Source organism: Sphingomonas sediminicola (assembly GCF_014489515.1).
Classification (GTDB): domain Bacteria; phylum Pseudomonadota; class Alphaproteobacteria; order Sphingomonadales; family Sphingomonadaceae; genus Sphingomicrobium; species Sphingomicrobium sediminicola.
In genome coordinates this window covers 883,378-907,488 of sequence record NZ_CP060782.1, presented here as the reverse complement: position 1 = coordinate 907,488, position 24,111 = coordinate 883,378, and the positions used below count along the sequence as shown (strand labels likewise).

The 24,111-nt window shown below is 57.2% G+C and carries 20 protein-coding genes and 3 pseudogenes; 20 read left to right on the top strand and 3 right to left on the bottom strand.

The window, feature by feature from the left end:
* Positions 1 to 70 precede the first annotated feature (70 nt).
* The 19 genes and pseudogenes from H9L14_RS04925 to H9L14_RS04850 all read left to right on the top strand — a co-directional run bounded on the left by H9L14_RS04925 (position 71) and on the right by H9L14_RS04850 (position 18,379).
* Positions 71 to 1,954, top strand: a complete 1,884-nt coding sequence (locus tag H9L14_RS04925; protein WP_187709450.1) for a glycosyltransferase — start codon at positions 71 to 73, stop codon at positions 1,952 to 1,954.
* A 47-nt stretch (positions 1,955 to 2,001) separates the two neighbouring features.
* Positions 2,002 to 3,378 (top strand): glycosyltransferase, encoded by a 1,377-nt coding sequence (locus H9L14_RS04920; RefSeq protein ID WP_187709449.1) that lies wholly within the window; start codon positions 2,002 to 2,004, stop codon positions 3,376 to 3,378.
* Between the two features lie 14 nt (positions 3,379 to 3,392).
* Complete coding sequence (locus H9L14_RS04915; protein ID WP_187709448.1) at positions 3,393 to 4,028, top strand: FkbM family methyltransferase; 636 nt, start codon at positions 3,393 to 3,395, stop codon at positions 4,026 to 4,028.
* A gap of 544 nt (positions 4,029 to 4,572) precedes the next feature.
* Positions 4,573 to 4,905 carry an ABC transporter permease gene (locus H9L14_RS15625; protein WP_246444478.1) on the top strand — a complete coding sequence of 111 codons (333 nt, stop codon included), beginning with the start codon at positions 4,573 to 4,575 and terminating at the stop codon, positions 4,903 to 4,905.
* Positions 4,906 to 4,987: 82 nt separating this feature from the next.
* The gene (locus H9L14_RS04905) at positions 4,988 to 6,088 is read left to right on the top strand and encodes a DegT/DnrJ/EryC1/StrS family aminotransferase (protein WP_187709447.1); all 1,101 of its coding nucleotides are present in this window, start codon (positions 4,988 to 4,990) and stop codon (positions 6,086 to 6,088) included.
* A gap of 33 nt (positions 6,089 to 6,121) precedes the next feature.
* Positions 6,122 to 7,807 (top strand): hypothetical protein, encoded by a 1,686-nt coding sequence (locus H9L14_RS04900; RefSeq protein WP_187709446.1) that lies wholly within the window; start codon positions 6,122 to 6,124, stop codon positions 7,805 to 7,807.
* A 338-nt stretch (positions 7,808 to 8,145) separates the two neighbouring features.
* Positions 8,146 to 8,613 (top strand): glycosyltransferase, encoded by a 468-nt coding sequence (locus H9L14_RS04895; protein ID WP_187709445.1) that lies wholly within the window; start codon positions 8,146 to 8,148, stop codon positions 8,611 to 8,613.
* A complete protein-coding gene (locus H9L14_RS04890) occupies positions 8,613 to 9,914 on the top strand; it encodes a glycosyltransferase (protein ID WP_187709444.1) in 1,302 nt (433 codons plus the stop codon). The genes H9L14_RS04895 and H9L14_RS04890 overlap by 1 nt, the downstream gene beginning before the upstream one ends.
* 14 nt (positions 9,915 to 9,928) lie before the next feature.
* Entirely contained in the window at positions 9,929 to 10,474 is a 546-nt protein-coding gene (locus H9L14_RS04885; protein ID WP_222949930.1) for a PglD-related sugar-binding protein, read from the top strand.
* Between the two features lie 282 nt (positions 10,475 to 10,756).
* A complete protein-coding gene (gene gmd, locus H9L14_RS04880; RefSeq protein WP_187709443.1) occupies positions 10,757 to 11,791 on the top strand; it encodes a GDP-mannose 4,6-dehydratase in 1,035 nt (344 codons plus the stop codon).
* Positions 11,792 to 11,842: 51 nt separating this feature from the next.
* A complete protein-coding gene (locus H9L14_RS04875) occupies positions 11,843 to 12,742 on the top strand; it encodes an NAD-dependent epimerase/dehydratase family protein (protein ID WP_187709442.1) in 900 nt (299 codons plus the stop codon).
* Positions 12,732 to 13,178, top strand: a pseudogene (locus tag H9L14_RS15620) (glycosyltransferase family protein); the annotation flags it as partial. The gene H9L14_RS04875 and the pseudogene H9L14_RS15620, both read left to right, overlap by 11 nt.
* Before the next feature lie 191 nt (positions 13,179 to 13,369).
* Positions 13,370 to 13,858 carry a glycosyltransferase gene (locus H9L14_RS15615; protein WP_246444477.1) on the top strand — a complete coding sequence of 163 codons (489 nt, stop codon included), beginning with the start codon at positions 13,370 to 13,372 and terminating at the stop codon, positions 13,856 to 13,858.
* 206 nt (positions 13,859 to 14,064) lie between these two features.
* Positions 14,065 to 14,598, top strand: a pseudogene (locus H9L14_RS16935) (polysaccharide biosynthesis/export family protein); the annotation flags it as partial.
* A gap of 6 nt (positions 14,599 to 14,604) precedes the next feature.
* A complete protein-coding gene (locus H9L14_RS15610) occupies positions 14,605 to 14,889 on the top strand; it encodes a hypothetical protein (RefSeq protein WP_246444476.1) in 285 nt (94 codons plus the stop codon).
* A complete protein-coding gene (locus H9L14_RS14985; protein WP_222949926.1) occupies positions 14,886 to 15,068 on the top strand; it encodes a hypothetical protein in 183 nt (60 codons plus the stop codon). Before H9L14_RS15610 ends, H9L14_RS14985 begins: the two co-directional genes overlap by 4 nt.
* A gap of 382 nt (positions 15,069 to 15,450) precedes the next feature.
* Positions 15,451 to 15,993 carry a hypothetical protein gene (locus tag H9L14_RS04860; protein WP_187709441.1) on the top strand — a complete coding sequence of 181 codons (543 nt, stop codon included), beginning with the start codon at positions 15,451 to 15,453 and terminating at the stop codon, positions 15,991 to 15,993.
* Positions 15,994 to 16,148: 155 nt separating this feature from the next.
* Positions 16,149 to 17,045, top strand: a complete 897-nt coding sequence (locus tag H9L14_RS04855; protein WP_246444474.1) for a capsular polysaccharide export protein, LipB/KpsS family — start codon at positions 16,149 to 16,151, stop codon at positions 17,043 to 17,045.
* A complete protein-coding gene (locus H9L14_RS04850) occupies positions 17,042 to 18,379 on the top strand; it encodes a capsule biosynthesis protein (protein ID WP_187709440.1) in 1,338 nt (445 codons plus the stop codon). Before H9L14_RS04855 ends, H9L14_RS04850 begins: the two co-directional genes overlap by 4 nt.
* On the opposite strand, the gene H9L14_RS04845 is transcribed toward H9L14_RS04850, so the two are convergent.
* The 3 genes and pseudogenes from H9L14_RS04845 to H9L14_RS17340 form a co-directional block, all read right to left on the bottom strand.
* Entirely contained in the window at positions 18,273 to 19,355 is a 1,083-nt protein-coding gene (locus tag H9L14_RS04845) for a glycosyltransferase family 4 protein (RefSeq protein WP_246444472.1), read from the bottom strand. The genes H9L14_RS04850 and H9L14_RS04845 overlap by 107 nt on opposite strands.
* Positions 19,356 to 19,606: 251 nt before the next feature.
* Positions 19,607 to 21,499: a M10 family metallopeptidase C-terminal domain-containing protein gene (locus H9L14_RS04840; protein ID WP_187709439.1), complete on the bottom strand. Its 1,893-nt coding sequence runs from the start codon at positions 21,497 to 21,499 to the stop codon at positions 19,607 to 19,609.
* A 443-nt stretch (positions 21,500 to 21,942) separates the two neighbouring features.
* Positions 21,943 to 22,209, bottom strand: a pseudogene (locus H9L14_RS17340) (PPC domain-containing protein); the annotation flags it as partial.
* 735 nt (positions 22,210 to 22,944) lie between these two features.
* On the opposite strand from H9L14_RS17340, the gene H9L14_RS04835 reads away from it, so the two are divergent.
* On the top strand, positions 22,945 to 23,748 hold the full coding sequence (locus tag H9L14_RS04835; RefSeq protein ID WP_343070236.1) for a class I mannose-6-phosphate isomerase: 804 nt from the start codon (positions 22,945 to 22,947) through the stop codon (positions 23,746 to 23,748).
* Positions 23,749 to 24,111 lie beyond the last annotated feature (363 nt).

Here is a 24,111-nt window from a genome sequence, read left to right as displayed (position 1 = left end):
GAGTCAGAGCAGTGAAACGAGGGGCGCTGAAAGCCGCACGCTGCTGACAAGTGGTGATAAAGCGAGCCCAATGAAGTCTCGATCAATAGGAACAGTCGGCATCTGGATCGAAGGTGTCGATCGCCTTGGTGCGGCGTACGAAGGTATCTGGCGTGTTATAAAGCGCTTCATCATCTCGTCTGACGGCACGAGGACGCGCTTCCGATTTGTTGCTCCGGCGCGGTTCGCAAGCGAAATTCGAGAGTTTCTCTCCGATCTACCGCCTGAGCTATGCGAAAAGGTTGAAATCGACGAATTCGGCAGCCGGTCCGATGTTCACGACGCCAACGAGGCGGTTCGCCAAGCGAGCTTCGCCAACAATATTGAAGTTGATACTTGGCTGGTCCCGAATCCCATGTGGAGCTCGGCCAAATACCTGATACGGCCTAAACTGGTTTGGTTTCACGACTTCCTTCTCGTCGAGTTTCCGCAAAGCTACCCGCGGAAGCTGTTCCTGGAATTCCAAAGCAATGTGAAGGACTTCGTCTCTGCCGGCGCCTTCTTCATATTCACATCGCCCTACGTAAAGGAAAAGCACGGCCACGAATTCTGTGGCATTCCTCGCGAACAATCGGCCCTGATCCTCAATTCGCCGATCGATGGGCTACCTGCACTGGAAGGAGCTTCCGCCGATCCGCGCGATGCCGGCGACTTTATCCGCGACGAGTTGAAGGGAAACCTGAGGCGATGGTGCTCCCCTGCCCACGCGGAGCTCTTCTTCCATCACATTTCGTCCTATCCGTTCGAAAAAGTCCCTTACTTCTTCGTCTCGTCGCAAAATCGCGAGCACAAGGGTTTTCTGCGTCTTGCGCAGGCGCACGCCGCACTCCTTCGTGAACGGTATTTCCAATATTCGATCTTCACGACGGCGCTAGTCGACGTCGCTGGCTCCTCGGCGCTCGAGCAGTTCCTAAGAGCCAAACTTCTGCTCGGCGATTTCATGAGCGTGGGCAAGGTGAGCGAAACGACGCATGCGCTCCTTTACAAATTTGCGAGGCTGACGATCCACCCGTCGACCTTCGAAGGAAACTTGCCCCTGCCCTTTGCAGAGTCCGTTTCCGTCGGAACCCCTTGTATTATGCCGTACAGTCGCGCTTACGCGGACTATCTAGATCCGGCCCTGCATCCCTGGGTTTTCTACAATGCGACGCAGACCGGGCTCATCGACAAGGTCGCCGAGGTTGAGGAACGGCGCAGCGACTTTATCAGCGCACAACGAGACGTGCTTTCCCAGCTTCGCAAGCACAGTCTGAAGGATTTCTTCAAGCTTCATGCGGAGGCCTTTGACAAGGCGCGCGAAGTCAAACCGCAATCGGCCGAATTTGTCGTAACTTCTCGACAAAGCAGTTTTGCGCCGATCCGCAAGGGATTGCTGAAAGGTCTGTTCGCCGCGCCTTCGAATGAGGCCTTCGCCGATACAGGGTCGCTGATTCAGACCCGTCTGTGGAGTTCTTTCGAGCTGGAGCGCAGTGCGGAAGCTGACGGAGAGGACGCGCCCGCATTACATTGGGCAGCATATCTCGGATCCAATCATCCGAAAGGGGATTCCTACTTCCTGGCTGGGATCGGCGAGCGTCGACCGACCCTCAATCCGGCGGACCTGGGCCTCTTCGCGGAAGTCGGGTCGTGGCTGAACAATGAGTATAGAGTCGCAGACAGCCATACTTTCCGCTTCGACGGACTCGAAGGCTTGCCGCAAATATTCCGGGAAGTCGCCCAGCAAACGGGAGTCGTCGCGGCTTTGGGCGGCGCTCAGCGCATTGGCTGGGTAAGGCTGACCTGGAACCAGGGCATCATTCCCGAACTAAGAATCGGCGGCAAAGCGCTGAAGAGCGGCTCGGCAGTCAGTGCGAGGGCAGCGAGTTTATTCCGTAGCCCGACATTGCATCCCGATTTCGAACAGAGCCTAAGCTGATTTTCTCCGGCCCACTCTCGAATGTTCCTCCAAATAAGGATGGATTTGTGTCCAGTTTCGTACCGACCCACATCGACTACCGCGACAAGACGATCATGGTCGTCATGCCCCACCCGTGGAAGGGTGGGTTCTTCCGTGTCGCGGCGGCGATCTGCAACGCACTCGATGAGATAGAAGTCGATGGCTCGCGCTTCCGCGTAATTCTGGGGGTTCCTGCCGAGTATGAGTGCACGGAGGCGTATCTACTCAACAGAGGCGTGACTGTGGAGCAAATCGGGTACGAGGCCGTCGATCTGTACGACACTCGATACGTGGATCCCAACAAGGTCGAGCGCCTTAGCGGGCTACCATTGGTAACGCCCGCCAAGACCCTCCCTTACGGAGACACGGGGACGATCGGCGAGGTCGACGCCTATGTGTTGCTGTCGGCTCTCTATTTCGAAGGGGTCTTCGTCAGCCGCAAACCTTACTCGGTCTACATCGCAGATTTGATCCAGCGATACGTGCCGGAGATCTACAGCGACGCCGGAGCCAACTATCAGGCTCCGCCCTGGAAGATGGATCGGCATCAGCGCGCCGCCATCAAGGAAGCTGCGTGCGTTTTTTCGACAACGGAACAAACTCTCAAGGACACATTGCATTACGCGGGCGCTGACCCGGACAAGACCATGTTGTTCCCGATGTTTGCGATGGACATCGCCGACCGCCAGGACACCGAACGCGGCCCCGGGAAGCCCGCCCGGCAGTCATACGAGCTGATGGACCTGATTTCGAACAAGACGTTCAAGGTCGAACGTCGCGGGTACTTCCTATGGGTGACGAATGCGTCGGCCCATAAGAACCACGTAGCTGCCTTTCGGGCGCTTCGTCATTACTACGAATCCTTGGGTGGACAGCTAAAGTGTCTGATATGCGGCCCAGTGACGGACATGCTGATTCCGGGCCAGCTCGAGAGCCCATATCATGCAAAGGTCTACAAGGAACTCCGGCAGTGGACCTCGTACAACGATAATGTGAAGGTTCTTGGCTATCTGAGCGACCATACTTATCTGTCGTTGCTGAAGGATGCTCAGTTCCTCTGGCACAACGTTATCTACGACAACGGGACCTTCTCGATCATCGAAGCATCGAGTGTCGGCACGCCGGTGCTATCTAGTTCGTATCCGCAGATTGAGTTCATCGACCAGCAGTTCAAGGTAGGCAGCACCTTCTTTGACGCCCGCGACCCGATTGAGGCGGCGACGAAAATCCGCGCCATGGAATTGAAGTCCAAGAGATTGCCCGCTCGAAAGGTTGGCGGCGTGAACACCGTATTGTTTCGGGCGTCGCTCAAGGAGCTTGTTGAGCGGATGTTCGAAGGTAATGCTGCATCCAGAAAGCCGTCGCCAAGGAAGAAGGCCGGGCGTTCCGCGGTGATCGGCTGATCGGGCATTACGTCGTGCGCTTCCACGGCCAGTTCGAACCTCCCCTCGACCAATACCTTTGGGAGACGTTTTTCATCGAGAAGAAGGATCCCGGATTCTTCGTTGAGTGCGGAGCCTTCGACGGTGTCTACGACAGCAGCTGCCTGATGTTTGAAGAATCGCTGGGGTGGACTGGCGTGAACATTGAGGCGTCGCCGGTCATATTTCCGTTGCTGGAGAAACAGAGGCCGAACTCGACGAATCTTCAAATCGCACTGTCACGGAATTCTGGCACCGCAACTTTTCGACACGTCAGCGACGCTGTTCACGGGGATTTTCTGGGATGGGGCTCGCTAGAGCATCAGCCGGCTCAGGCAGCTGAAATCTCCCAAGAGAGGATGCTTGTGACAGAATGGCAGGTCCAAACCTGCGCCTGGCGCGACTGTGAAATTCTGCAGACCGCTGGGAACATTGACCTTTTCGTCCTCGACGTGGAAGGACATGAGATCGCGGTTATCGACGGAATGGCAGGAGCGGCCGTCCTTCCGAAGGTCCTGTGTGTTGAGCATGGTCAGGTTGGGATAGAACTGCTGAAGGGCAAGCTTCTCGAGCTGGGCTTTGAATTCGTGTCGAGTTTGCACGTGAACAGCTTCTTCGTGCTCAAACTCTGAAACAAAGATATCGAGCGAGCAACTGGAAGTCGCTTCCTCCAATTTTGGTAAGAGACTGTAATGACAACAGAAGGACGGCGCGGAAGGATGAGCGCCATCTATGGGACCGGACACTCGATGCGGGTCGAGGGGCGGATCATTCACGCATTGTTGATGCGCGAAATCCTGACCCGTTTCGGCCGTCACAACATCGGTTTCATGTGGATGTTCGTCGAGCCGATGATCTTTACGCTCGGCGTTACCGCGCTTTGGACCATCACCAAGAATCTTCACGGCTCCAACCTGCCGATCGCCGCATTCGCGCTAAGTGGATACTCCAGTGTGCTCCTCTGGCGAAACATGCCTTCACGCTGCATCGGAGCGGTCGAGCCAAACCTGGCCTTGATGTATCATCGCAACGTCAAGGTTATGGACATCTACGTGTCCCGCCTAATCCTGGAGGGCGGAGGCGCGACCACGTCTTTCGTGGTTCTTTCGGTTGTCTTCATTGCAATCGGTCTGATCCAGCCCCTGAAGATTTACTCCAGGTGTTCTGGGGTGGATCATGCTTGCATGGTTCGGTGTCTCCCTCGCGCTCTTTCTGGGCAGTCTTTCCGAAGACTCAGAGATCGTCGAAAAACTGTGGCACCCCGCATCTTACCTCTTGTTCCCTCTTTCGGGCGCTGCCTTCCTTGTGGATGTCCTACCACCGCAGGCTCAGAACTTAATCCTTTACCTCCCGATGGTGAACGGCGTGGAGTATCTCAGAGAGGGGTTTTTCGGATCGAGAGTCATTGCGCACTACGACATGGGATATATGGCGCTTTGCAATTCGGTCATCCTTCTAATGGCCATGGCTCAAATTCGTAAGATTAGCCGAACAATCATCCCCGAATGACGGCAATTGCGTTTGCCAGGCCTAAAGCTTTTGGTTAGCCGCACCAGGTCGGATTTCTCTTCTTCTGCGTTGGATAATTGACATGATTCCTGTGTATTCGCCTGATCTTAGAGGAAACGAGCGTCGTTATGCCGATGACGCTGTCGCAACGAGCTGGATCAGCAGTCTTGGTCCCTACATCGATCGATTCGAGACCGCCTTGCGCGATACTATCGGCACGCGGCATGTGGTCGCCGTCTCAAATGGTACCGTCGCTCTCCATCTGGCGCTCCATTGCCTCGATGTGGGACCGGGCGACGAGGTGATCGTCCCGACGTTCACCTACATTGCCTCGGTGAACGCCATTAAGCAGACGGGCGCCACACCGGTGTTGGCAGACGTGAGACCGCAAGACTGGCTTCTCGATCCCGATCAGGTCGAAGCACTGATCACTCCGCGCACGAAGGCCATAATGCCTGTGCATCTCTACAGCGGCGTCTGCGATTCCCGTATCAACGAGATTGCACGTTCGAATGGGATCAAGATCGTTGAGGATTGTGCGGAGGTTCTTGGCACCCGTATCGGCGATCATCATGTCGGAACCACCGCCGATGTCGCAACCTTCTCTTTCTTTGGAAACAAGACCATTACGACGGGCGAAGGCGGAGCCGTGGCAACCAACGACGACGCGCTCGCGTTGCGGCTGCGCAAGGTCAAAGGCCAGGGACAGTCGCTCACACGGCGCTACTGGCACGATGAGCTTGGCTTCAACTATCGCATGACGAACATTTGCGCCGCGATTGGAACAGCGCAGATGGAACGCATCGACTCAATCCTCGATCGCAAGTCGCGTATCGCGAGCATGTACCGCGACGCACTCGGAGGATCGGGCGTCGAGTTCCAGAGCGTCGCGCCCTATGTAAAGAGCAGCGAGTGGCTCGTCACGCTGCTCCTTCCCAAGGGCGCCGACCGCGATCAGGTGATGGCCGGACTTACCGATCTTGGAATAGACACGCGCCCGGTATTCTTCTGTGCGCATCAGATGCCTATGTACCGTTCGGACAAGCCCTACCCCGTCGCCGAAGACATCACGGCCCGGGGAATTTCCTTGCCATCGTATCCGGGCTTATCGGACGATCAGGTTGCGCAGGTGTCCGACGCTTTGCTGAAAGTTCTTGCGCAACGCGACGTCGCAGTCGCTTAGCCTCACGCTCGCTCAACGTTGGACCCATAACGAATGAAAGTCGGAGTACTGCTCCCGTCGGCAGTTGACTTGGGTCTCCTTCGCCGCGCCCAGCGGTTGTCGCGGATAATCGCCGGCATTGAGGATGCGGACGGCACATCCTGGTCGGTTGCGATCGGAGTGCCGGAGGACTCCGAGGAGGGCTGGCGCGCGATCGAGCGTGAGCTACGCGGAGTCGAGCCGAGCGCGATTGTCCGGCATCTCAAGTGGGAGACCGTGCCGGTTGAGAACGCCCGGCGTATGTTCGCGAAACTATCGCCCTCACTCGATCTAAGCGGTATCGAAGACGTCGTCGTTCCCCGCGACTGGGGCTGGAATTTTCAGGACTGCGATGTCCAGATCGTCTTCGCGGATCCTGGATTGGGCGCCGTTCTGCCGCTCGTTCCGACCTTGTTCTACTGCCCAGACCTGGCTGTACGGATCGTTCCAAAGATCGCAGCCAAGTCGATCGACGACGAATATTGGACCAGGCAGACCGATGCATTCCGAATCTGGCGACAGGCCGGTGTCGCGACCGCCGATCCTTTCACGATCGAGGACATCGTCGGATTTGCGGGCGTTCGCCGAGAGAAAGTGTCTCTCTTCCCGAAGCTTCTGGACACCGGTATCGCTCAACCTTCGGATCCTGTCGGCAATCGATCCCAGGCCCTCGCGTGGCTGATTCAATCTGCAGCGATCAGTGACGTAGAGAATGCCGCCAAGGGATTGCGAACCTATATTTCCGAGGGAGGCGGGCTTGAGCCTCTTCTCGTAATCGACGCGGTTCGGACGAAGGGTGCTGACGCCTCCTTGTTCTACGAAGAGGGGCTGCCCAAGTCGGTCGCGGATTTTCTCTACGGCCTTCCGAGCGAAACCGTAGGCTCGGAGCGGGAACTCATAAGATTACTCCGGCGGACCTCCGCAATCTGGTCAAGTCGCCTCGCTGGCGGCGAAGGCGAGGCACCATCGCTCGCGACGGAGATTGGCATTCCATTCGTTGGCGCCAATTACGGCGCGAACCGAGAACCCCTGCAGTCCGAAATAATACCTTCCGTTCTTTATGAACTGAACAATCCGCTCGCGATAGCAGACGCCTTGCATGAAATTGAGAAGCGAATCGATACGCCGGCAGTAGGCACAAGGCCCCAGGACCTCACGTCGAAGCGTGCTGAAATCAGAGCACTCCTTGAGCGCCTGCTGGATCCCCACGGTGGGGTTGAAGGGCGGGTCCCGGTCGGGATTTGGTCTGAGCTCGGACCGGGCGCGCGCTGGGCGAACGAGGGCGTCTCGCGCGTCGTAGGCTTCCTTATCGAAGGCGCAGCGGCGGGCCGCAAATACACTTTCCACATCCTCGTTCCGCACGGGATGGGCGAAACTGTAAGGGAGGACTTGCGGCAGCTCTCTGCGGTTGAAGACCGGGACTGGGTTGTCTGGGAGCCGCCTGCACCTGCGCATGGGGAAGCACTTTCCGAGCTCGCCGATTTCGCGAATCGGAACGTGCCGGTTGAGGCTTGGATCGTTACGTTCCCTCATTTCTCCGGCTCCCTGCACCTCACCAAACCCAAAGCGACGCTTTATCCGGATGCCCTGCCCTACGACTTCCCGCTTGGCTGGAATGAAGAAAATGCGTGGGGCCGGACGGTAGTTGGCCGAAGTGGCGACGCACCGCCACAAACGTCATGGCCGAGAGCGCTGCGGTAATCACCTTCTCCAGGCACGTCGCCGAACGGCATGCTGGCCCCCTTTGCGACGTTCCTTTGAAGAAAGTCCGCGTGATACCGTTGGCGCCACCGGATCTCGCTCCACTTCTGCCTTTCGTCACAAACCGACAGCAGACGGCCGAAAGCCGCTCAAGGGCCGCGGATATTTTGCGGAAGCATGCGACCGAGCAGAGTCTAGATTACCTTCGTGGTTTTCCATTTGAGGAAGTCAATTTCGTTGCGGCTGCTACGCAGGACCGGCCGACGAAGAATCTTGGGCTGACCGCTGAAGCAGTGCGGAGAGTAGTTCGCGAACGGCGCGGGAATTTGAAGTTGTTCATGACCGCACACCTTCACGTCGGGGCGACGTGGACAAAGCTTCCGGAAATTGTTCGGCGTGGTCAGTTCCACCACGATCTAATGTCACTGCCAGACCTGCCGCGAGACGTTCACGCAGCGCTTTTCCACTGCGCGACTGTTGTTGTTCACAGCAGCTTCTTTGAAGGAATCATCGGCTCACTTCCCTTCTATGAAGCGGCCAGCGTCGGTACACCCAGCCTTCTCGCTCGAGGGCCACACATCGATGAGCTGCTCGAAACGGAGCCGACGATCGAACCTTTTGTGTACGACCCCTATGATATCGATCGATTGGCGGATTTGATCGTGGACGTAGCTTCGAACCGCGAGACCTATGTCAAAGCGCAGGCGGAGGTATTCGGGCGACTGGTTCAACGCAGTTGGTCGGAAGTAGCGACAGAATATGCTCAGGCAGCGCTCTCGGGCGTTGTCGCAAGGTCGGCCTGCTGATGATGATCGATCGAATCTCCATGAACAACGACCGGCCGGCGATTGGTATCTGGGCCCAATGGCCGGACGGAAGTCGTTGGACCAATGAGGGGATGACGAGGCTTCTAGGTTTTCTCGTCGAAGGAATTGCGCAAGCCGGGACTCACGTATTTAGGATAGTCCTGCCGGATAGTATCCGCGACGCGGCCGAATCGGACCTCCGTACCTTGAATGCCAAAATCGGCCGTGATTTTACGCTCCACTCACCTCGTGATTATTCGACACGTGGTGGAGATATCTCCGACTTGCCGACTTTTGCCAATCAATACGTCAATGTCGAAGGTTGGCTAAGTCTCTTTCCAAATTTCGCCGAAGCGGGAGAACTCAACGCTCCGATTACGGTAATATTCCCCGACGCAATTCCTAAGGTTTTTCACCAGTTCGGCGATGACGCGTGGGGTGAAGAAGGAGCTCATTTTCGGTGGGAAAATGACGTTCGACACTTGCTTGCGCGTGCCCGGGCCGTGGTCACGTTTTCGAACCACGTAGCTCGCGAGCATGTCGGCGGAATATTTAATTTCCCGGCCGACCGCCTCAGAGTGGTCTCCCATGCAGCACCGGACCTGAAACCGCTTCTTCCTTTCATGGACGGTCGTCAGCGAACCCAGGAAAGCCTCCGACAGGCAGCCGAAATCCTCCGAGAGGAGTGCCGAAACCGCAATGACTCGTATTTGGGCGACTTTCCGTTCGAAGAAGTTCCATATGTCGCGGTTTCAACTCAGGATCGGGTAACGAAGAACATCCAGCTGATAGGCCGCGCTATTCAGGTTCTGGTGAGGGAACGCCGGAAGAGCTTGAAACTCCTGACTACGGCCCCTTTGTCGTACGTTGAGCGATGGGCTGTGCTTCCGAAAATAGTGAAGGAAGCCCAAGCCCAGTTTGACGTCGTCTCCATCCCGGACCTTCCGCGGCAGGCTCATGCGGCGTTCCTGCATTGCGCGTCGCTAGCTGTGCACCCATCGATTTACGAGGGCGGGCACGCTCCGTTCCCTTTTTATGAAGCCGTGAGCGTAGGTACGCCCTGCATTATGGCCCTGGGCCCGCACATCGCTGAACTTGTCGAGAGCGAGCCCTCGATCTCGCAGTTTTGCTTTGACTCGAATGATTGTGACGGGCTTGCAGACTTGATTTGCAAGACAATGGAGTCCCGAGTGGACGTGCTGACGGCGCAGCAAGACATCTACTCCAGATTGCAGGGGACGGACTGGTCGAACGTGGCCCGAAATTATGCGAGCGCAGCACTTTCTTCGGCGCATCGATAGAAATGAAGGGAATAATGAAGTCCGAAGTGATTCACAGTCTGGGATCCGACCTTGACAGTGCTGTGGTGGTCATTGGCGCTGGAGGACACGCGAAGGTTGCTATCGAGGCCCTTAGGTTCTCCGGCTGGCGAGTGATTGGTTGCACGGACTTCGACCCCTCTCCTCGAACCGTGGTCGGCGCTGAATTGTTGGGAGGAGATGAAATACTTCCGGACCTAAGGTCAGCGGGAATTCGTTACGCATTCGTTGCGCTTGGTAACAACAATCTTCGCCAGGCCAGAGGGGAAGATTTGCTCAATGAAGGCTTCGAATTGCCGGCTGCTATTGGCCCCAATTGCTCGATATCTCCGACTGCAAAGTTAGGTCGAGGTGTCGCCATTTTTGGCGGGGCAGTCATAAATGCCGACGCCCAAATCGAGGATCTTGCGATCATCAACACCAATGCGTCGGTGGATCATGACTGCGTGGTTGGAACGGCGGCGCATGTGGCTCCGGGCAGCGCGTTGGCGGGCTGCGTCAAGATCGGAAATCGCACTTTCCTGGGGCCGGCACGACCGTGATCCCGGGCGTAACCATTGGCGCAGACTGCATGATCGGGGCGGGAAGCGTCGTCGTTCGCGACCTGCCCGACCTAGTCACTGCTCTCGGTGTGCCCGCCCGCGTCCGATCGTCTTAAAGTTGGGGACGAAGTGCTTTGACGTTCCGGGACGATCTGCTATCGCCGCGCGGCAGGATGAATGAATCCTACTTCAATTCAAATTGAATGTAAGTCGCTGGCTCCTGCCTGCGTATTTATCCACATTCATTTATCATTTATCTTTGAGTAAAGGCGTCCAGTTCGAATGAAAACGGCAGTCATTACTGGAATTACTGGGCAGGATGGCGCGTATCTTGCTGAACTGCTTCTTGAAAAGGGTTATCAGGTCTACGGCACTTATCGCCGTACGAGTTCGGTTAATTTCTGGCGCATCCAGGAGCTTGGGATCGCCGATCACGCGAATCTTCACCTGGTCGAACATGATTTGCTCGATCTCGCGTCCTCTATCCGACTACTGCAGCAAACTGGCGCGAAGGAAGTCTACAATCTCGCAGCTCAAAGCTTCGTAGGCGTTTCCTTCGACCAGCCTGTGGCAACGGCGAAAATAACGGGTGTAGGTGCACTAAACCTACTTGAAGCAATTCGGATCGTCGATCGTGGCATCCGCTTCTATCAGGCAAGCACGTCTGAGATGTTCGGGAAGGTTCAGGCCGTCCCGCAGAACGAGTCGACGCCCTTCTATCCGCGCAGCCCTTACGGCGTCGCCAAGCTCTACGCGCACTGGATTACGGTCAACTACCGCGAGAGCTACGACATTTTTGGAAGCAGCGGCATTCTATTCAATCACGAAAGCCCGCTTCGTGGTCGCGAGTTCGTGACTCGCAAGATCACGGACGGCGTCGCCAGGATCAAGCTCGGGAAGATCGAGAGCCTTGCGCTTGGTAACCTCGACGCTCAGCGCGATTGGGGTTTCGCTAAGGAATATGTCGACGGCATGTGGCGAATGCTTCAGGCGGATGAACCAGATACGTTCGTGCTTGCGACCAATCGCACCGAGACCGTCCGCGACTTTGTCACGATGGCGTTCAAGGCCGCAGACATCAGCATCGAATTCTCCGGCAAGGAGAGCGAAGAGACAGCGATCGACACGGCGAGCGGCAAGACCGTAGTTCGGATCGATCCACGTTTCTATCGTCCAGCGGAAGTTGAGCTGTTGATCGGCGATCCGTCCAAGGCGACCGAAACCCTAGGCTGGAAGCCGAAGACCGCACTAGAAGAACTTTGCCGGATGATGGTCGAGGCAGACCTGAGGCGGGTTCAGACCGGCTATTCGTTTTGATTGTCCGCGTGCCGGTTGAATTCCTGATCGCCCCGCTAGCATAGAGCGCAGATGAAACGCGTGCTCGTTACTGGCGCCCATGGCTTCACGGCGCGCTACCTTGTGCCTCGCCTGGTCGAGCGGCGAGTAGAGGTTCATGGTACGGCCCGGCCCGGCGTGGCTGGGCCGTCTCCCGATAATCTGCATTTGCATGATGTTGATCTGACCGACTTGCATACGCTCACTAGACTTGTGGAACGGGTGCAACCTGACACGGTCATTCATTTGGCCGGGATCTCGTTCGTCGCCCACTCGAACATCCGCGATATCTACGATTCCAATCTGGTTGGTAGCCGCAATCTTCTCCAGGCCCTCACCGACGCAAAGGTGCAGCCTGGCGCAGTCCTCTTAGCCAGCAGTGCGAACGTTTATGGCAATCAGCGACAAGGCATATTGCGCGAGGACACTCCGCCGCAGCCAGTGAACGACTATGGCATCAGCAAGCTGGCGATGGAATATGTTGCTCAGCTTTTCATGGACCGCCTGCCGATTATCGTGACGCGACCGTTCAATTACACTGGGGTCGGTCAATCGACTGATTTCGTAATCCCAAAAATCATTGATCATGTCCGCCGCCGAGAAGCCACGATCCAACTCGGGAATTTGGACGTTGAGCGAGACTTTTCGGATGTCCGGGGCGTGGTGGATTGCTATCTGCGTCTTCTCGCTCTCCCTGCAGCAATCGGCCAGACATACAACGTTTGCTCGGGCAAGGGGCGCACGCTGAACGAGGTTATCGAGCTCGCGCAACGTCTCTCAGGCCATTCTCTACAAATTGAGACAGATCCCGCGCTGGTTCGCGGCAACGAGGTTAAAACCCTTTATGGAGACAACGAACGGCTTGTCGCGGCGATTGGCGATCTGGAAATGCCGCAACTGGAAACCACGCTGAAGTGGATGATTGAGGCCTAGCCTGTCCATTCGATTAGGTCTTTCAGTCGAAGCCGTTGAGCCTGAACTTACCGGCATCGGACGATATTCGCTTGAGCTCGCGCGGCGGCTCCCGCGGCACAGCTCGATCAGGTCTTTGACACTTTTTCGTGGTCTCGAAACCCTCAGCGATGTCGAGACGCTAACGCGTATGGAGCTACGGCGCAGACGGGGTCATCGCCTCGTCAGCCAGGTCTCGCGAGCCTTAGCCAGACACCGTATCAACCTGTTTCACGGCCCTAACTATTTCCTGCCGGATTGGGCGGAGCAGGGGGTCGTTACGGTCCACGACCTGTCCGTCTTCAGGTTCCCCGAGCTTCATCCAACCGAACGAGTTTCCGCTTTCGAACGCGGCCTCCGCGCAAGCATCGACAGGGCAAGTCATCTTATCACGGATTGTGAAACCATTCGCCGGGAGGTCATCGACTTTACTGGATTTTCACCCGACCATGTAACCGCAATACCGCTCGGGGTTTCGAGCAACTTTCGACTCGTGCCTGCGGAAGTTCGGCAGGCGGTCCTCGCGCGCCACGGTCTTCCGGCGGGTGGTTATGGCCTCACTCTTTCCAGCTTCGAGCCTCGCAAGCGGATTGCAAGCCTCCTCCGCGCATGGCGACTTCTGCCTCGTCCCGTGCGCGATCGGATCCCCTGGCAATCGCAGGCGCAAGTGGCTGGAAGAATGAGACTCTTCATGATGAAATCCGGGAGGGAACGCGGGAAGGATGGGTAATTCCGCTTGGCTTCGTCCCGGACGAAGATCTTCCCGCACTATATTCAGGTTCGACGCTGTTCGTCTTTCCATCCATTTACGAGGGCTTCGGTTTGCCGCCGCTTGAAGCCATGGCTAGTGGCGTTCCAACGATGGTTGCTTCATCCTCGTGCCTGGAAGAAGTGACGAAGGGCGCAGCAATGCTTTGCCAGCCCGACGATATAGACGCATTTGCAGACGATATTGCTCGGGCGCTGGAGGATGAGCCTTGGAGACAGCGAGCGATTTCAGCTGGCATTCAGGTTGTGAAGGATTACACATGGGAGCGATGTGTCGATGAAACTGTCGGCGTTTATCAACAAGTTATGGGTAAATTGGCCGACAGGTGAACTCATGAGAGCGTCCTTGAATTTCTCGATTCGCAACTTTCGAAGAGCATCGATTCTGATGGCGGGAGTCTCGCTGACGGCCTGCGCCTCCGTTGGTGCCTCCGGGCCGTCCAGAAACCAGATCATGAAGGCTGGCGAGCAGACGATCGAGTCCGCGGGCATCAAGATCGTCGACGTGAACGATACCGTCGCGCGTCAAGTTTTGAATGCAAACCAGACCCCCTCTTCTCTCAAGCGCTCGGCGAAGGCGTTGCCGAACCGACGGTGATTGGGCCGGGCGACGTGGTGGATATTTCCATCATCGAAGCGCCCCAGCCGTGCTTTTCCTCGGCACGCTCCAGAGCACTCAACTGTCCACCAACGACGCCGTTCGGCCAACCACCGTATCGAGCGGCCTTCAGCTTCCGCAGCAAATGATTGATCAGAACGGCCGGCTTACCGTTCCCTTCGCCGGATCGGTTCAGGCCACTGGACGGACCCCGCAAGAGATCGAGCGCGATATCAGAGCTCGGCTCCGCGGCAAGGCTCATGACCCCCAGGTGGTCGTCCGCCGAGTCACAAACGCCACTTCAACGGTGACGGTACTTGGAGAAGTAGCGCAAAGCGGGCGCGTTCCGTTATCGGCAAAGGGCGAACGCCTGCTTGACGTCCTTGCGACAGCCGGCGGCTCGACCCAGCCCATCGCAAAGAGTGTAGTCCAGGTCACGCGGGGCGATCGAACCCTCGCACTGCCCCTCCGAACAGTCGTGAGCGACTCACGACAGAACGTCATTCTCGAGCCGGGCGATGTCGTAACCGTCTTCTACCAACCTTATACGTTCACCGCCCTCGGTGCGACTGGAAGCAATGCAGAAGTTCCGCTCGAAGCCACTGAAGTAAGCCTCTCTCAGGCCCTCGGCCGCGTTGGCGGCCTGCAAGACAATCGTGCCGATGTAAAAGGTGTATTTGTCTTCCGATTTGAAGATCCGCGAGCTCTTGATCCTTCGCTGTTGGCCGGAGCCAGAACGACCCTGATGGTCGAGTACCAGTGATCTATCGGGTAGATATGACGAATCCGGCGACTTTCCTCGTCGCGCAGAACTTTCCGATCAAGAACAAGGATGTCCTTTACACTGCGAATGCACCTCTCACGGACTTCGTGAAGTTCGTGAACATCATCTCATCGATGACCTATACTATCGTGAACTTGGGCACGTCGGTCACCCGATAACGTTCTGACGACGGAACGATCTGACTGAGACTGGCAAATCTCCGGACCTTGATCCGCCCGTTCAGGAAATCTTTAGTGGCTTCGTTCATTTTGTTGCATCGAGGACACATCTGCACATTTAACTTTTGGTAATTCCTATTGTTAGCTTGCGTTGTCAGCCCTCGGTCCGGGGCAGGGCCTTGACTGCACCTACTTGAGCTTTAGGGGTGGTGCGGCTCGGGTGAGGGAACCATGGTTGCGTTTGCCACCGCTATCGCTTTGAGCGTGCGCGATAATTTACGACGTGAGCGTCTTCGTGCTGGGGCGGGGCAGCCCTGCTTGACCAAATTTCCGGCGCTCAAGACGGGGTTGAGGGGGGCGAATGCGGAGCCAGAACCGGCACTTGCTGCGCATCCCGCCTTTTCCCGGCGCAATGACTTCAAATCTCGCCCGTCCGGCAGCGGATGTTGAGTTGGGACGTGGTCGGGTTGAAGCGCTCGTGGACCGCATCCGTAAAGCGCGGGTTGGCGGAACGTACTGGGCAGCTCAACCACGACTTTCAGCAAGCTATGTGCTGGCACGAACGCCAGACGCGCTCGCTACTGCGAAACGTGTTCTTAGCGATGCACCTATCGTGCTTTGGAGCACCCAGAAAACGCCACACACCGGGTTCACCGTAACGGGCGATTGTGATCCCTGGCACATGCTCTCTGGGGCGCTGGGCTTGTTCACTAACGACGAGGACAACGAAATCCTGACGATCGCAGCGATCTTAGGGGTGCCTACCTACGTCCGGGGCAAATCGCGTGACTTCGAACTGGAGGGCGGGATGCGGCTTCCAGGCTGCAACTGGCGCTCCGGAACACGATCTTCACCGATCCATTCACGGGCACGGACCTTGGCATCGAAGACGCGATCGAGCTTTGCAGCTTTTGGCGCAATTTGATTGACTCAAACAGGCCTATATCTTGTGCCCTCGGCTTTGCGTTTTGGAAGCGGGAGAACGTCGCTCCACTTCTTTGGAGTGGCTCCGGCCCCGTAAGATTTGACGAACCCAAGGATGGCCCCAATGGGCAACCAGTTGCGATCTGGCGCTCCAAGGTGCCCAACGAAAGCGCCGCGGCGCTGGAGCACTCCAAGACACCATTGATAGAGGTCGAGGATGGCTTTCTACGGTCGAAAGGTCTTGGTGCCGATTGCGTCCCGCCACTGTCGATCACGGTAGATCGCCTCGGACCTCACTTCGACCCTTCAAAGCCGAGTGAACTCGAAAACTTACTGCAGTTTGGCGTCTTCAGCGAGGAGCTGCTCGGACGTGCTCGATCCCTTCGAGAGGTTATCGTCAACGCAGGTCTCGGCAAGTACGAGGCCGGCGGACTTCCGCTGGACCGCCCCGCTCGAGCCCGCCGCCATATTCTGGTCCCGGGGCAAGTCGAAGACGATCGATCCGTTTTGCTAGGCGGCTGTGGACTGAATTCGAATATCGACTTGCTTGTTCGGGTTCGAAAGCATGCTCCCGATGCTTTCATCATCTACAAGCCTCATCCCGACGTCATCGCCGGTCACCGAAATGGCTCCATTCCGGAACGAATGGTTCTGCAATTCGCGGACGAAGTAGTGATCGATCAACCGATCGTACCGCTTATCCAGATGTGTGACGAGGTTCACGTCAACACCTCGCTCGCCGGGTTCGAGGCTTTGATGCGCGAGAAACTGGTCACTACATACGGAGTGCCGTTTTACGCGGGTTGGGGCCTCACAACTGACCTTGGCCCCGTTCCCGCTCGCCGCAGCACCGAACTGTCGCTCGACGAACTCGTTGCCGCAGTGCTTCTTTTGTATCCGCGCTATCTTGATCCGGTAACGGGTCTTCCTTGCCCGGCAGAAACCGTGGTTCGCCGCCTCGTCGATGGCTCAGCCGCGCAGGATAGCCTAGTAGTTTCGATGCGTCGTATCCAAGGCAAGGTCATGCGCCGTTTTCGGGAACTGGTGCGATGAACAAGCCGCTGATCGACTTCCACGGCCCGGCCAGTGATGCCATCGTTGAGCAGCGGAAGTCGGAACGTGTCCGCCCGCGCCCTGCATCTCGGCTAATCGATCACCGCGCGTTTGTATTTCTCCAAGGTCCGCCAGGTCCGCTCTTTCATCAACTCGCTCAATCCATGCGCGGCAAAGGAATCTTCGTTGAGCGGATCAACATCTGCGCGGGTGACAGCGTCGACTGGCCCGAAGCGGCAACCAATTTTCGCGGTCGTTTCCGCGACTGGCCCGTCTTTTTCGACAACTTCCTTCGTAAGCACCAGATTACTGATGTCCTCCTCTTCGGCGATTGCCGCCCATATCACGTATCCGCGCGGCGGATTGCGGCGCTTAGAGGCATTCGAACCCACGTGCTCGAAGAAGGCTATCTGCGTCCACACTGGATGACTCTCGAACTTGAAGGCGTGAACGGATATTCGCGGCTCCGCCGAGACAAGGATTGGTTTTTCGAACAAGCCCAGTTACTTCCTCCAGAGCCTTTCCTGCCGCCGGTGACATCGAGTTTTCGTCGTCGGGTACGCGATTCTGCCCGACACTATGTCGCCGTTCATTTGGGAAGGATTGCCTATCCATTCCATCGCACTCATCGGCCCGAATCTCCGCTGCTTGAGGCTGTTGGATGGGGTTGGAAATATCTGAGGTCCAAGCGCCGCAGGAATACGACGGACATGACCCTGGATCGGCTAAATGGCCATTCGTTCTTCCTTCTGCCACTTCAGCTCTCCGGCGATTATCAGATTCGGAATCATTCTCCCTTTCCGGACATGCCGGCGGCGGCCGCCTACGTATTGGAAAGCTTCGCTGCGCACGCCCCATCCGAAGCAAGGCTGGTCATTAAGGCGCATCCGCTCGACTCGTCGTTCTTTAACTGGAGTCGTTTTGTTCAGAAGAGAGCGCACGGACTTGGGATCGCTGACCGCGTCTATTACATTGACGGCGGCGACCTCGACAATCTTGCCGCAGGTGCTGAAGGCATGGTTTGCGTAAACAGTACCTCGGCGACGCTGGCGTTGGCAGCAGGGACGCCAGTCTGCACGTTAGGCGATGCAGTCTACAATGTCCCGGGCCTGACATTCGATGGGCATCTTGACGATTTCTGGGATGACCCAGAGCCGCCGTGCCCCGGTCTGTACGGCGCGTTCCGTCGAGTGATCGTGGATCGCTGCTTGGTCCGCGGAGGATTGGCTAGCGAGTCCGCGGTGAAGACGCTTGTTCAAAGCATGATCGAAAAGCTTTGCGGGAGATCCCCTTTTCAGAGCCCTGCCAACCAGGATTCGACCTTCGCGAAGTGATCCGTCCATGTCGGGGTTTGAATTTACTCAGCCGCTCCAATTGAGTGCGGCGGGCTACGCTCGTCTTCTCAGAATAAGATAGAATTGCACGCTCCCAAGCTGGGCCATCCAGCGGATGGACAAATTCGGGAATACCCTGGCCAATTTCTCGGAAGACGGCCAGATCGCTCGCGATTACCGGCACCCCTGCCGAAAGCGCCTCGATCAGCGGCATTCCGAACCCCTCCGCCAGGCTTGGGAATAGCAACGCGCGAGCCGAAGCAAGATGGCTTGCGAGTTCCGCATCTCCGCAACCGGCAATCTCGACTAAAGAGTCACCGAACGCGCCGCGTTCGAGGAGATCAATTGCCTGCTCGCTTTCCCAGCCCCTCTGCCCGATCACCAGCAACCGAGGTGAATCGGACCCCATTTGCCGCGCCAAGCGCGTCCAAACCTGCAACAGTAGCAAATGATTCTTCCGAGCCTCGATCGTCCCGAGCATGACGAACGTGGGGCGTGCGGAGAGCTTAGGTTCGCTACACGGTAGTTTCGTCGACCCAAGCCAAGCGGCAATCTCCGGTCGATTGGGCAGGTTCTCCCGCCGGGCGAAGATGGACAATTCATCGAGCGTCGCCTGGCTGTTCGCAATAATGCCTTCGCCAGTTTCCAGGACGGTTTGCATCCGCAATGCATGGCGTCGAGCCTCTCCGGCGCGGCAGTATTCCGGATGCGTAATCGGTATCAGATCGTGAACGAAGTAGATCGGCCTGACATCGGAACTGACGACCCAACGCCGAAAGCCTGGGTCGTTGAGGCCTGTATGCCCTATGTTCAGATAGGGCCGCCGCCGCGCCCCGCAAGCCGTTGACATCCCACGACGAATAGCTCCCAAAGCAAGCCGGCCTCGAAAGTTATCGGACCCTTCGGAAAGTAAGGAAAACAGAGCTTTGGACGCATCGACGTCAAGGATGCCGCGATAGTATTTGTGCTGAACCACGGCTTGGGCCTGGGTCCCAAAGTGTTCGAGATAGGCTAGGCAAACCCGGTCGACACCCGTGGGTGCCGGCCGACCCATCGGCGCCAAACAAGCCGCGTTACATCCAGCAAGAATGGGGCATCGTTTAACAGATTTCCTCACTAAGTCTTTGCGTTGCTTGTGGTGTGAAGCGGACGCCCACCACTCCAAAGAAGGTTTGAAGGCACTGTGAAAGCCGAGCCTCGAAAAGCAGCCCGCCCTTCAGCAAAGTCTTAGAGCCAGTAGTCCGAGTTTGATAACGCGACATAAACGCCACTTGCCCCGAATCCGACGATATCAACGAAGCCGTCGTTGTTGACGTCGGCGAGGTGCCGCGGGAAGGTGTCTTGGCTTCCCCATCCTCCGGCCTCGGGACCGGCCCCGAAGTTCCCCGAAACGACCTGGGAAGCAGCGAAGGTGCCGTTCTGCTGGCCGAGAGCGACATAGACCGCGCTCTGGCCAAAGCCGACAATGTCGGCACGGCCGTCACCGTTTACGTCCGCAAGTTCGCGATAATAGACCTCGTTCGAAGTCCAGCCGCCAGCCGGCGCCGACCGACCAAATTCGCCAGTCGCGACGAAGGCCGCTCCGAAAGTGCCGTTTGTCTGCCCCAACGCAACATACGTGCCTCCCTCACCGAACGCGACGACGTCCGCTCGACCATCGCCGTTCACGTCGGCAAGCGTACGTGGATAAATGTTGTCCGAGGTCCAGCCTCCGGCACCCACGTTGTAACCAAAGTTTACCGAAGCGACCTGGGCAGCGCCGAACGTCCCGTTGGAATTGGCCAAAGCAACGTAGACGCCGTCATTGCCAAATCCGACGATATCGTCCCGATTGTCTCCGTTCACGTCAGCCAATTCGCGATGGTACCGATCGTCCGAAGCCCATCCCCCGGCTCCGACCGAATGTCCGAACTGGCCCGTTGCGACGAAGGTCGCCCCAAACGTACCATTAGCCTGCCCCAGCGCGACATAGGTGCCACCCTCACCGAAAGCGACGATGTCGGCGCGATTATCGCCGTTCACATCGGCCAACTCGCGCGGATAGGTATTGTCCGAAGTCCAGCCTCCCGCACCCGGGTTGAAACCGAAGTTAAGTGAAGCGACTTGCGACGGCAGGAATGAGCCGCTGTTGTTAGCGAGCGCGACAAAGACCCCGTCGTTGCCAAATCCGACGATATCCGCGCGGCCGTCACCATTCACATCGGCCATCTCGCGCGGATAGCGATCGTCCGAAGTCCAGCCGCCTGCACTGTAACCAAACGCGGTCAGTACCAAATTCTCGGCGCTGAATGGCGTCACTTGGATGGCCAATTGAACCCCACCCCCCTGTGCAGCGCTGGCAACTATCGTTCCGCTGACCGGCGCGGACAGCGTCAGCGAGCCGCCCGAGTAGGTAAGCGTGTTGCCGGAGAGGTTGAAAGTGAACCCGTTCAGAACCGCATCGGTGAACACGATCTTATCACCAACCCCGAAGTCCGTGATCGTATCGCCGTTAAGGCCGCTCTTTAAATCCCGGAAGGTGTCGTTGCCGGCGCCGCCGGTGATCGTATCGCTGCCATCGCCGCCAGTCAGTACATTTGCGACGCTATTGCCGATGATGCTGTCATTGCCTCCGCCACCGATCGCATTCTCGATGGTCGTCCCTCGGGCGATGCTGACATTTCCATCGAGAGTACCGACGCTCGAAAATGATTCGGCATTCAGATTGAGTACCTGGGCGACGTCGTACCCAGAGAAATCCATCGTATCCGTGCCGCCAGTATCGAAGATGGTGTAGGCGACATTGAAGAGAACCGCAGCGTTATACGGATTGCCCGCATTTGAGTTGAAGCCGTAGGTCGTGTCCCCATTTCGGGTGGTCGTCGACAACCCGTACATCTGCTGCATAGCCAGTATGTCGGCTACCATCGGCGTAACCAGGTACGCGCTGTCGAAGCCTTGACCCGCGAAGTAGGTGTTCTCGGTCTGGCTGAAGTACGACATGACCGACGTCGACCAGGCGTCGTTCTGGTAAAGCGCGTCGTACGGATAATTTGCAGTCGTATTATAGTTCCCGGCGTGCCCAAGACCGAGTGCGTGCCCGATTTCGTGAAGATAGGCCTGATATGCGTAGCCCCCCACGCTTGAGCCGTACGTCGACAGCCAACCAGCATCGATATTGACGTGCGAGTCCGATATGTCTGCGCCCGAGTAGTTGGAATCGGTGAATGCGCCCCTGCCGGATCATTATCGGTGAAAGTGATTTGCGCTGCACCGGAAGTCTGGACGAAATTGATGCCAGTGATGCTGCTCCATTGCTGAAGAGCTGTCAGAGCGAGATTCTGACCGTTCAGGTCTGAGATTCCACTGATGTTGACTGTAATCGTCCTAGTTTGGTCTAGGACGAAGCGATGCATGCCGTCGCCCCAATAACCTGAAACCAACTGCTGGGCGATCTGATCATTGGTCCAAACGGGAGGTTGGGTCCAAGCGGTGACGTTCAGCTGATAGTCGCCGGTAACGCCCGGATAACTGGCATTTGGATTTTGCGGATCCGCCCACGCAGCGGCATCTATGTAGTAAGTCCCCGATTGCGTCGCCTGAAAGCTTATCTGCGAGTTGAGACCCCCGAAATCATCGTTTTTGAAGACGACATTCCCACCAGCATCCAGAATTCGAAGGTATGGATCGCTCAACGTCACTCCGTTCAGCGAAACGGTGATTGCTTGGCCTGCCGTTAGGGTTATCCGGAACCAATCGTGATCCCCGATCGTGTCAATCGTGCTGGTGACTGACCCGCCAACCGAAATGGTTGCGGTCGTCGACGCATTGCCCGCGATAGTATCGACCAAGTTCTCTGCTCCCCACAAGCGCCGACGGGATTTGTCCGGTTATTCGGCGACACCAAATTCCGAATAGATTGCTCCTAAGTGCTTTCCGTTTCCTTCAGCACCGGAACTATGATTTGCCGGACCCGGCTTTCGCCAGTTCCATCGCGATTGCCGAGGCAAAGCTTTGAAAAGCCCCCATCGACAGGGCCTGTCCATCCTCACGAAGTTCTTCTCCGGGAGTTTGCGACCGTCGCTCATCGTGATCGCCGCCGACAGACGCGATCTCGGCAGAACCCGAACTTCGACGGTGTAGCCCACGCCTGGAGCGTGCTTAGCCGCGGCGACCGCAATTGCGTCGCAGAGAGCGGTCTCACCGCCTGAATTGGGAGGGAGGAGCTCACCATCGATCACGCGGCAACCGGCAGTCGATGGCATGGAAGTGCTCATCGCACAGGCACTTCCGCCCGTGAGCAACGCGGCGCTGGCCAAAGCTGCCAACCTTCCGAGCATCGATCCTCCACCCTCACCGCGACCTCGTCCCCATTGTTCAAATTGCCGACAATCGTAATTCTGTCAATGACTTATGCACTGTAAAATTAACCTAGAATTGCAGACTTTTATGCTGATACAGGCCTCGGCGCATCCGGATTGATTGCGCTGTCCCAAATCGTTTCAGATCGGAAAGGGCTAACATCTGGACCGCGGCTCGGATTCGTCTCATCGCCATCCGCCAAGCGAGCATTGGAAGGACCTATTGTGAAGCTACAGAGAAGCGCAGTGGAAAAGCCATGGGGTCGAACGGATCTCGATCCCGTGTTCGGTACATCCTCAGCGCAGAGAGTTGGCGAAATATGGTTCACTCATGCGGAACTCGCGGACCCGCCGCTGCTCGTGAAGTACATCTTCACTAGCGAAAACCTCTCGGTTCAGGTCCACCCGAGCGATGATGAAGCCCGCGCTCGCGGCCTGGCCAGCGGCAAGAACGAATCTTGGTACATCCTCAATGCCGATGACGGCGCGCGACTGGGCTTGGGGCTGAAGGCAGCGGTCACGGAGGATGAATTGCGGGCGGCCGCAATCAATGGCTCAATCGAACAGATGCTGGACTGGCGGCCCGTCGAGGCCGGGGATTTCTTCTATGTTCCTGCTGGCACGATCCACGCGATTGGCGCCGGAATCGCACTCATGGAAATACAGCAGAACGCCGATGTGACCTACCGACTTTACGATTACGGACGGCCGCGCGAGCTCCACCTCGACGACGCTGTCAGCGTTTCGCAACGGAAGCCGTACGTCGGCCACTCGATAATCAACTCGAGCACCTCCAATGATCGTATTCTAGTCGATGAGGCCAGTTTCAGTGTGATTCGCGCCAGTTCAACCGAAGGCATTCCTCAATCGCTGGCATCGCGGCAACGATGGGTAATGCCGCTTCACGGATCCGCTTCCTCCGGTACCGAAGGAGCCTCGATTGGCGAGTGCCTGCTTCTTCAGCCGAGGGCGCCGCTATCGTTGTCGCCCGATGCGCTTGTCTTGGTCGCGGTTGCGGGGCGGATCTGAGTTTCATTCACTATCAATCCGTAAATGCATGCATTCCCGCGATAATCTGACCGCCTCTGAAATCTTTACCCAACGTTCGGACGTCGAACAACTCCTTGAAGGAATAGCTTCCGCTCAATTCCCGGCCTGGAGAAGTCGCTCTCCATCTCACCGAATAGGACCAGCATTGCCCCTCCGGGGCCGTTAACGATCAACTTCCATGAGGCGGACAGGCGTTGAAAACAGGAGACGCAACTCCTCGGCCGGGCCGCTAACCGAGGATCCGGCGGCGGGCGTTGAGCTCACCAGCGGCGGTTGTCTTAAGGTAGTCAAGGAGACTTGAGCAGTAGGCGAGATACAGGCTGAGACGGAAGGCATGCGCTG